At 60.7% G+C, this 9713-nt stretch carries 8 protein-coding genes; all 8 read right to left on the bottom strand.

The annotated features are described in order from the left end of the window. Nucleotides 1-34: 34 nt before the first annotated feature. Nucleotides 35-493, bottom strand: coding sequence for a hypothetical protein (locus Q2B33_RS20215; RefSeq protein ID WP_300573621.1), 459 nt, complete (start codon nt 491-493; stop codon nt 35-37). A gap of 40 nt (nt 494-533) precedes the next feature. Further along, on the bottom strand, nt 534-704 hold the full coding sequence (locus Q2B33_RS20210) for a hypothetical protein (protein WP_300573618.1): 171 nt from the start codon (nt 702-704) through the stop codon (nt 534-536). Next, on the bottom strand, nt 694-1521 hold the full coding sequence (locus Q2B33_RS20205; protein ID WP_300898469.1) for a DNA adenine methylase: 828 nt from the start codon (nt 1519-1521) through the stop codon (nt 694-696). Before Q2B33_RS20205 ends, Q2B33_RS20210 begins: the two co-directional genes overlap by 11 nt. A gap of 15 nt (nt 1522-1536) precedes the next feature. Further along, nucleotides 1537-3132 (bottom strand): hypothetical protein, encoded by a 1596-nt coding sequence (locus tag Q2B33_RS20200; RefSeq protein WP_300573612.1) that lies wholly within the window; start codon nt 3130-3132, stop codon nt 1537-1539. 66 nt (nt 3133-3198) lie between these two features. Continuing rightward, entirely contained in the window at nt 3199-4581 is a 1383-nt protein-coding gene (locus Q2B33_RS20195; RefSeq protein ID WP_300573609.1) for a DEAD/DEAH box helicase, read from the bottom strand. Further along, entirely contained in the window at nt 4578-4910 is a 333-nt protein-coding gene (locus Q2B33_RS20190) for a VRR-NUC domain-containing protein (protein WP_300573606.1), read from the bottom strand. Before Q2B33_RS20190 ends, Q2B33_RS20195 begins: the two co-directional genes overlap by 4 nt. A gap of 249 nt (nt 4911-5159) precedes the next feature. Continuing rightward, complete coding sequence (locus tag Q2B33_RS20185) at nt 5160-7616, bottom strand: virulence-associated E family protein (RefSeq protein WP_300914201.1); 2457 nt, start codon at nt 7614-7616, stop codon at nt 5160-5162. Between the two features lie 10 nt (nt 7617-7626). Further along, nucleotides 7627-9591 (bottom strand): DNA polymerase, encoded by a 1965-nt coding sequence (locus Q2B33_RS20180; RefSeq protein ID WP_300573600.1) that lies wholly within the window; start codon nt 9589-9591, stop codon nt 7627-7629. Between the last annotated feature and the right edge of the window lie 122 nt (nt 9592-9713).

Genomic DNA, 9713 nt, shown 5'->3' with positions numbered 1-9713 from the left:
GCCTTTCCTTTCGCTTCTCGATGATACCATAATATCACACTTTGGACTGACATTCTATGACATCTTTCAGATTTTCCGGAACTGTGATATGTGCCAGGGCATTCCCATGATAGCGGTGAATCTGGCGTTCCGAATAGCCCATCTTTTCCGCAATCTCCCACCACTCAAGGCCCTTTATGTACCGGTAGAACAGTACATCCAGCTCATTCTCGCTGCGCAGCCTCTTTATTCGCTTGACGATGTCCTTGTAAGCGGATACCCGCCTATGCCGCTCCCCCAGTAGGCTCCTCTCCAGCCTGTCCAGCTCGGCGGCATAGCCTGACAAGTCGCTCTGGCCTGATCCATGAGGCATCCCGTCATTGTTTACGGATATCGCCGTCTTCATGGCGCGCAGCTCGCTTAGCTCGGCCTCAATCCGTGCAATCCTCCGTACATGCCCCCTGTATTCCCTGAGATATTCCTTCTTCATCTCGTTCTCAGCTACGTTCCCCATCGATACCACGTCCTTTCGCACTTGAAGCTTTTATTTCCTGCTATGCCCCTCTTTCCTTTCCCGCATCCGAAATCCCTGCAGGAGCCGGCGGGCTTCCATACCTCCTTATGTATTCCAGATGGTATGGAACCCTGCGCCCGGCAGCCGTAGCCGCCCGGCTTGTCCTCTCTATGTAGTCTTCATAGCGCTTTTCCTTTTCTTTACGATTCATCACCGCTCCTATTTCCTCCCAGTACCATCTGCGTATCACACTCATAGTTCATCCAGACCACCTCCTGCCTCCGTCTTCCTCCTTCTGCGCAACTGGTGAAATGTACCTTGCGCCATCCCTGCAGGTAATCGTTGTACATCTCAGACTCATATCCGGATATCATGATTCTCGCCTGGCTCTGCAAGACGGTCTCAAGCAGCTCCTCATGGTCTGAATCCTCCATCTCATGCCGGTACTGCTTGTGGCTCCGGATGCCAAGCAGGTACGGAGGGTCCAGGTACATGAACACGGCCGGATTGTCGAACCGCTGTATCACTTCCAGCGCCGGTCTGTGCTCAATCTGAACCTTCCGTAGCCGCTCCGCCGCCTCCACTATCCATTCTGGCAGCGCGTACCAGTCCCAGAGGGAATACATCCTTTCCCGACCGATGGCATCGTATTTCCATCCGTTCTTATATCCATCGTTACGGGATCCGTAGGCCTGCCACATACGGGTCAGGAACCTGCAGGCCTTGCGGAACCTGTTGTCTCCTGAAGGTATCCCCATGAACGGCACGGTCATGAATGCGCCCTCATATGCCTCCCTGCTGTATGGGGTCGTCATGACAATCCGTGCGAGCTGCTCCGGATCCTCCCGGATGCACCTGAACAGGTTAACGACATCGCTGTCCAGGTCATTGATTGTCTCGATGTGCGAGGGCTCCTTGCTGAACAGCACGGCCCCGCTCCCGAAATAGGGCTCCACGTAGCTGTGGTGAGGCGGAATCAGCTCCACCAGCTTTTTCGCTATGTTCCACTTGCTCCCTGAATACTTCAATGTTCTGTGCATCTTCTATCCTTTCTTCTGCAGCTCCTTCAGGAACTCCACCAGCTCCGTCTCACTGTTCGGGTACCTGGTGTATCTCTTATGCATCTGCCACTTGCAGACCCCGTGCTGGTCCACCGGCGCCTTCCGCCCTCCTATGAGGTGCAGGAAGCTGGACTCATAGGCCCCACAGTACCTTGTGGCCTCCTCCTGGTACACTTCCACGACCAGGCGGACACCATTCTCAAAATCGTATTTGTAATAGTCCACCCCGATGTTGTCGTCCCTGTACCACAGGCCCCAGTCCTTGTAGGACTTCAGCCATTCCTTGCGCTGGTCGTTGTTCTTCAGCAGCGGCAGGGGCGGCTGCTCCCGCTCCTCCGACCCATCCTTCCGGGCCTCCTCCATGCTGTGCACCATGGCCGTCAGGGCATCCACTATGACGGCCTGCCGCTTATACATATGGCTTTCCAGGACCCTTTCATCCTCCGATGCTGCCTCCATGTAGCCGTCCAGCATCTTCTGCTCCTTGGCCAGTATCTTTTTCACCTCTGCCAGCCCATCGGGCTTTGTCCCTCTTTCCGTCCTGCTATAGGCATGGCCTTCAGCAGAGGCACTATCCATGATGCGGCTATCTGGTTCCTTGCCCATGAGCCTATTCGCCATTTCCAGGACTACTACGTTCCACATCCGCTGGATGGACGCCGCCAGATAGAACCAGTCGAAGTCCCCTATATGGTTCCCATTGCCGTCCCATAGCTGCACGTAGCCATCGAACATGTCGATGTGGGCCACCTTGTCCTTTCCTGACGCGAAGTACCATGTCCTTCCGTCCTCTCCCAGATGCTTCCTGATCTCTTCCGGGGACTTTGTGACATCCGATACCCTGTTCTCGAAGTCGGCCAGCATCCATTCCTTCTTGAAGCGGATGAACCGCTTGGCGAAGTCGTCCAGGTACTGTCCCTGCTTTTTGTCCGGCTTCACCAGTTCCGGGAGTTGCGACGTCGCAACTTCCTCCGCAGGCTGCAGCTCACGGTATTCGGCATCCGGGACTTCGTCCTTTGCTGGGAAGGCTTCCTCCTCCCTGTCGCCCTCCACCCTTTCATGCAGAGGGGCGCTTCCTTGGGACGATGCCTCCGCCAGGATGCTGCATGCCGCTGGGGCCGCACCATCTGTAGCGGCCTCCACCTCCACAGCCTCCGGCTGCTGTGGCACTGCCTTGTCCTCCGCCCGTCCCTTCTCCCTCCTGGCCTGCCGCTTCACTTCCCTGACCTGCCTGACGGTCATGTCCGGCGTCACCTTCGCCTCCAGTTCCGGCGGCATGTTCAGCATCTCGATCAGGACGCCTTGGGAGAACCCCTCCCATTTCTCGTCGATGTCCTTGCTGTGGCCGCCGATGGAATACTTCCTGTTGATGGCCTCGAACCTGCACGCCATGGTATAGTCCATGTGCAGCTCCTCCCTCAGATACCCGTCGAGGCTGTCGTACTGCTTCGCCCACAGCTTCTCGTCCATCATCCGGCGCAGCAGGTAGCCCAGCAGCACCGCATCGCCCGCCGACCGCCTCATGACGGTCTTGATCGCATCGTCCAGCATACTGTATTCGCTGTCCATCGCATACATCGCTAAAGCCCTCCTTCCTGTCATTCGACTTTCAGGAACCTCCCCATGATCCGGTCCTTATAGTCATCACCCTCGAATCCTGTCCACCCGGGCCTTCAGGGCCTCCAGCAGTTCTGCCTGGCAGTCTCCCTTCCTGCCCAGCGCCGCCATGACGTCCTCGTCCACGCTCCCCGCAACCACCAGATGGTGGACGAACACGGTATGTTCCTGTCCCTGCCTGTGGAGCCTGGCGTTCGCCTGCTGGTAGAGCTCCAGGCTCCAGTTCAGCCCGAACCACACCACGTCGCTGCCGCCCTGCTGCAGGTTCAGGCCGTAGGCCACGCTCGCGGGATGCGCCAGGAGGATGTCCACGCGGTGGCCGTTCCAGTCCTCTATGTCCCGGCTGCCCTCCAGGCGCCTGACCCTCAGTCCCGTCCTCCGCAGCGCCCGCTCCAGGCGCTCCAGGTCGTGCTGGAAATTGTAGAACACCAGCGCGGGCTTCCCGTTCAGCTCCTCCACCAGCTCCATGAAGGCCTCCACCTTGTTGCCGTGGATCTCGGCCACCCGGCGCCGGCCGTCCTCCCCCATGCTGTACACGGCCCCGTTCCCCAGCTGCAGCAGCTTGTTGCTCAGCACCGCCGCACTCCCCGCGTCCAGCACCGTGTCCCCAAGCTCCAGGATCCTCTGCCGCTCCATCTCGTCGTAGGCCTTCTGGGCCTTCGCGTCCAGCTTTATGTACCGGGTGTTGTCCATGCGCTCCGGCAGCTCCAGGTAGTCCTCCGCGGACAGGCTGATGCATATGTCCCGGATGCGCTCCTGTATCTGCCACTGTGCGCCGTCCCGGGGCTCATAGCTGAACACCGTGGTGGCGTTCCGGCTGCCAGGGGTGAAGTACTGGTTCCTGTACTCCGTTATGGTCCTCCCCAGCCTCTTCCCCCCGTCCAGCAGGTAGATCTGCGCCCACAGGTCCATATAGCCGTTGGATGCCGGGGTGCCCGTCAGCTCATAGATCCGGCTGATGTGCCCCCGGATGCTCCGCAGCGACTTGAACCGCTTCGCCTGGTGGCTCTTGAAGCTGCTGGACTCGTCGATCACGACCGTGTCGAAGGGCCAGTCGTTCCGGTAATGGTCCACCAGCCAGGCCACGTTCTCCCGGTTGACCACGTACACGTCCCCCGGCGATGTCAGGGCCCGGATGCGCCTCTTCAGGCTGCCCAGCACCGGCACCACCCGCAGGAGCCTCAGGTGCTCCCACTTGGACTGTTCCCGGGTCCAGGTGTCCTCCGCCACTTTCTTGGGGGCTATGACCAGGCACTTCTGCATCTGGAAGCGGTTGTACTTCAGGTCGTTCAGGACCGTCAGCGTCGTGACCGTCTTGCCGAGGCCCATCCCCAGGAACAGCGCCAGGGCCGGCTCCTGCAGCATCCGCTGGATGCAGTACCTCTGGTAGCTGTGCGGCCTGAATATCATCGGCGCGCCTCCGTTTCCAGCATCCGGGGCATCCTGGCCGGCACTGGGACTCCCGTTGACAGGCCCGCCAGGTACAGGTCCACCGCTTCCCTGGAGTCCGCGACATCCGCACAGCACCTCAGGGCCCACAGCTGCCGGATCCGGTGTACCTGTTCTTTCCGGGGCTTCATTCCCGGGGCTTTCAGCTCCAGGAAGCCGACCTTCCCTTCCGGCAGGACCACCAGCCTGTCGGGCACCCCCGTGCATCCGGGGGAGACGAATTTGAACGCCATGCCCCCCATCGCCGCTACCCTGTCCACCAGATACCTCTCGATCTCTTTTTCCTTCATCCCTTTTTCCTCCATCTCTCCCCCTGCCTCCCGTATCTCTCCTGCCCCTGTATCATTTCCCGCGCACATACGCATGCGTATTGTTTTTATAAATCAAGGGTATCAGGGGTATATGTATCCCTTATTTCCCTTTATATATTATCTATATAGAAAAGAATGTTACAATGCTACAGGATGCTATGGGGCCAGTGCCTATCATGGTTCCAGCGGAAACATTCGATTGTTACGATGTTACAGAATGTTACGCTTTCATGTTACATTCTCTTTGGAAGTTGTTACGGGGAAAGGGGGGCATGTTACGTCCCTTATGTATCCCCTCTGCACCCCGTAGTCCCCTCCGAACCGGAGCGCGCGCTCCGCCCGCTTCCATCCGGGCATCCTGCCGAGCGTGGCATTGATCTCCCTGGCCTCCGACTTCTTCATGCGGGCGAACTGCCGGAAGCACTCGTTCCATATCTCCAGCGCGCATATCCGGTCCCGGTACACCATCTGTCCCTCATCCTCCCGCTGCTGGTTGAATGTATTGTCCAGCCAGTTCCTCCTGTCCGCCAGGCTCTTCTGGTACCACCCTGCAGGCACCTTCCTCTGCAGGAACTCGGCTATAATCCCCTCATTGGGGTCGGACTCCCTGTGCCCTTCCTGCGCTTCCTGGGCCTGGCCCTGCGCCGCCCCAAACAGCAGCATGGTCTCCCCGTCCCTATACAACTGCAGGGCCTCCGCCCAAATCATCGGCACCTCCTCCGGCAGGTCCCGGAACACGGATTTCCTCGGCGGATGCCTCGCCAGGTCCACGGGCCAGAAGCGCCGCCCACCGGTCTCATCTTTCAGGAACTCCTTCTCGTTGGTGGTCCCTACCAGCAGGCACCGCCTGGGATAATTCTCCGTCCTGCGGCCATACGCCGCCCTGTAGGTGTCCTCGCACTTGCTGATGAACTGCTTCACCGTGTTCATCTCGGACCTCGTCATCCCGGACAGCTCGCCGCACTCCACGATCCAGTACCCCTGCAGCAGCTCAGCGGCCTCCTTGCCCTCGAAGGTGTACAGGGAATCCGTGTACCACCTCATCCCCAGCATCCTCCAGAAGGTGCTCTTTCCGATGCCCTGCGGGCCCGTCAGGATCAGCATCTGGTCGAACTTGACCCCCGGGTGCAGCAGCCTGGCCACGGCCCCCACCAGGCACTTCCGTATGGCCTCTCTCGTGTACGGGGTGTCGTCTGCCCCGAAATAGTCCACCAGCAGCATGTCCACCCGCGGGACGCCGTCCCAGCGCAGGCCAGCCAAGTAATCCAGGAGATGGTTCACCCTGTGGTTCAGGGCATATACGGCGAAGCCGTCCATGATGCTGTTCTTGGTGGATATCCCGTAATGGGACTCCAGGTAGCCGCGCAGGCCGGAGTCGTCCGCATCCTTCCATAGACGGTGCCTGCCGTCAAAGACGAACTTCTCCCAGGGGAGCCGGTCGCAGACCATGGGCCGGTCGCTGAAGTCGTCATGGTACACCTTCCCCCTGAGCTGCGGGTCATTCTCCAGGATGATCTGGACATTCACCACCGTCGGCAGCGGCTTCCCAGTCTTCGGATGGGTAGCCAACTGCCCCAGCCAGTCGAACCTTTCCGCTGTGGTGTCCAGAGGGGCATCGAAGCTCTGTACCGCTTTCTCATACCGCTCCCGGTTCAGCACCTGCGCCACAGGCTCCAGGGCCGCTGCGAACTTGCACATGGACAGGAAAGAGGGCAGGTTGCCTGCCGGGGTGTCCGGCTTTGCATCCGCGTCTTCATCCCCGAACAGATGCAGCCTTACCATGTCGAAGGCATTGCACAGCTTCCCGCTGCAGGGATCCGTCGCATGGTGGCTGTAGATGAACTTCCCATCATCATAGAGCACAGCGCCTCCTACCGTGGAACCGCCTGTATAGGTGTAGCGCCCGTCCACGCAAGGCTCATAGGTGCCAGGGATGAACAGCTCCATGGCGGACTCTATGCCGTAGCAGCGGCAGAACGCGCCCACCACGCCGCCCTTCTCCATCGGGTCGCCCTGCTTCTTTGCGGACCGGTCCCTTATCTTTGCGGCTCCAGGCACCTCCGGCCATTCAGCTACATTCCGCCAGTCCCGGTACAGGCCCAGCATCCCCGCCCTTGACAGGAAAGGCTTGTCCTCATACAGGAAGACGAACTCGCCGTCAGAAGAGCAGCTCGGCCAGTACATCAGGCGGACGGACTCGAAAGTGGTCGGGTCGAATATCTGCATCCCCAGGAACGATGCCAGCTTCCTGGCGATCGGCTCGTACTCCTCCGCCGTGCACGGCTCGTCCAAGGGCACCACGATCCGCAGCCTGGGGGCCGCGCCCTCGTGCTTCCTGGTGCTGTAGACGGCATAGGCGCAGCCCAGGCCGGACACGGCGTTCAGCACGCCTTGGGTGCCGCCGGGCTCTATAGAGTCCGCGTCCAAGGTGACCAGGTGCCGCTCACCCGCGGAATCCTTCTTCCTGCGCGGCCCGGCCAGCACGCCGCCTACGAACCCGCCCACGTCCTTCAGGTCGTCCTGCCTGGGCTTCGGCAGGGATTTGTACTCCTGGAAGGTCTCTGGAGTCCTGACCGGCTGCGAGAGCTTCAGCAGGAAAGATGACCAAGTGGCCTCCTGCACCGCCCAGGACGTCGCCTTCCGGCTCCCGCCTGTCGCTATCTTGATATGTCTGTCATAATACATAGGCCCGTCCTCAGTCCTTCCTGTAGTAATATCCCTCGAATCCGGCTGCATCCAGCGGGAGGCCCTCCGCCCATCCCGGCAACGTGCACATCAGCCTTATGGCTTCCTCCAGGCTCTTGCCGCTCCCCTCCGGCACTTCCAGTATGACCTCGTCGTGGATATGGAAGCGGATGGCGTACCCGGCCGCGTGCAGGTTCATCATGGCGCTGCACAGCAGGTCCCGGGCCACTGCCTGGACGATGTTCTCCGTGAGCTTCCCGCCATAGGTCTCCGTCAGCTCCCACCGCTTCGTGCCCTGGCTGATGCCGCGGAAGCCCACCGCGCTCCTGCCGTAGGCGTTGGTCACGAGCTCCGGACGGTAGTAGAACAGCTCCCTGCCTGACGGCAGACGTATGAAGAGGTAGTCCCTGTCCCGGTGGAAGGTGATGCCCTTCGGCAGGGCGTGCACCGTCCCATGCTGCACCGTGTCCACGGCATTGTTCTCCACTGTGTACCAGAAGTCCTGTATCCTTTGGTTGCTCTTCCGCCAGCGCCTCACGATGTCTGGGAGCTCCTCTTCCGTCAGCCCCATGGACAGCGCCCCCATGCTGACCAGTGCCCGGGCCCCTCCCTGGTACCCAAGCGCCAGCTCCGCCACTTTCCCTTTGCCCCTCAGCGCGTACTCAGGGCTGCCCTTCTCGATCCTCTCGATTGGGACGCCGAACATAGCGCTGGCGGAGGCCTCGTAGATCCTCCCGTGCGTCCGGAACACGTCCAGCCGCCAGTCCTCTCCCGCCAGCCATGCCAGCACGCGCGCCTCTATGGCGGAGAAGTCCGCCACGATGAAGCGGCACCCCTCCCCTGGTATGAAGGCCGTCCGGATCAGCTGCGAGAGCAGGTCCGGTACGTCCCCGTACACGGCCCTGACGGCATCGAGGCATCCGGCCTTCACCAGGCACCGCGCCGTGTCCAGGCCCTCGATGTAGTTGCGCGGCAGGTTCTGCACCTGAACGAGCCGGCCCGCGAACCGGCCCGTCCTGCTGGCGCCATAGAACTGCAGGAGCCCGCGGATCCGTCCGTCATCACAGACGCAAGCCCTCATGGCCTCATATTTCTTCACGGACGTCTTCCCAAGCTCTTTCCGGATCCTCAGCACTTCCTTCACCAGCCCGTCCCCCTCCTTGTCCGCCAGCATCTCTGCCACCGTGGCCTTGTCCAGGCTTTCCAGCTCCAACCCCGCGTGCCCCTCCACCCATCCCTTCAGCTGCGCCACGCTGTTCGGGTTCTCCAGCCCCGTGAGCTCCCTTGCCCGCCCCGACAGCTCCCCGCTTATCCTGGCGTACAGGCCCAGGGCCCCTGCGATGAGCCCCGTGTCCACCCTTACCCCTGCCATGTTGATGCGCTGGTCCAGAATCCAGTTCTGGCGCTCCTGCTCCGGGATGGGGTACCTTTCCAGCCTCCGGTATATCTCCATCTCCGTGGCCACGTCCTGCCGGCAGTAGTCCTTGAATAGCTGCCATTTCGCCCGGTCATGGTGCGGGAGGTTCCGGGTGCGCCCCCCATTCCTGGCAGTAGGGGTGCAGGGAGTGCAGAAGTACCTGATCAGCTGCTTCCCCACCCCCATCTTCCTCTTGTCCTCCGGGAGGCCCATGGCCTTTCCCACAGCATCCAATGATGCAGGGAACCCGCAGTATAGGGAGTGCACCATGGTGCAGTGCCACTGGCATGCCGGGCTGTGGAAGGACTTGTTCAGGCAGCATATCTCGAAGGCTGCGTTATGGGCCACTTTTTCGATGGTCTGGTCGCCCAGCGCCTGGATGACGTCCTCAGGAATCCATTCCCCTGAGGCGCAGTCTATCACGCTTACCGCGCCCCCATCGACGGAATACGCGAACAGCAGTATCTGGAAGTCCGGGGACTGCACGTATCTATACAGCCCCGCCTTCTTTATGTCCACACTGGAGTACGTCTCCAGGTCTATGTGCAGGGCCCTCATATCCCCATCACCCCTCCTGGTGCCATTGGCCTACCTGTTATCGGGTCCGTCATCTGCCCTGTAGGTAGCTGGTACCCTCCATAGCCCGGCTGGCCACCGCCCTGCGGCGGCTGGTACCCTCC

This window comes from uncultured Acetatifactor sp. (assembly GCF_948601915.1).
Taxonomy (GTDB): Bacteria; Bacillota; Clostridia; order Lachnospirales; family Lachnospiraceae; genus Acetatifactor.
The sequence above is the reverse complement of the archived record's forward strand: the minus strand, read 5'-3'. Positions and strand labels throughout refer to the sequence as shown.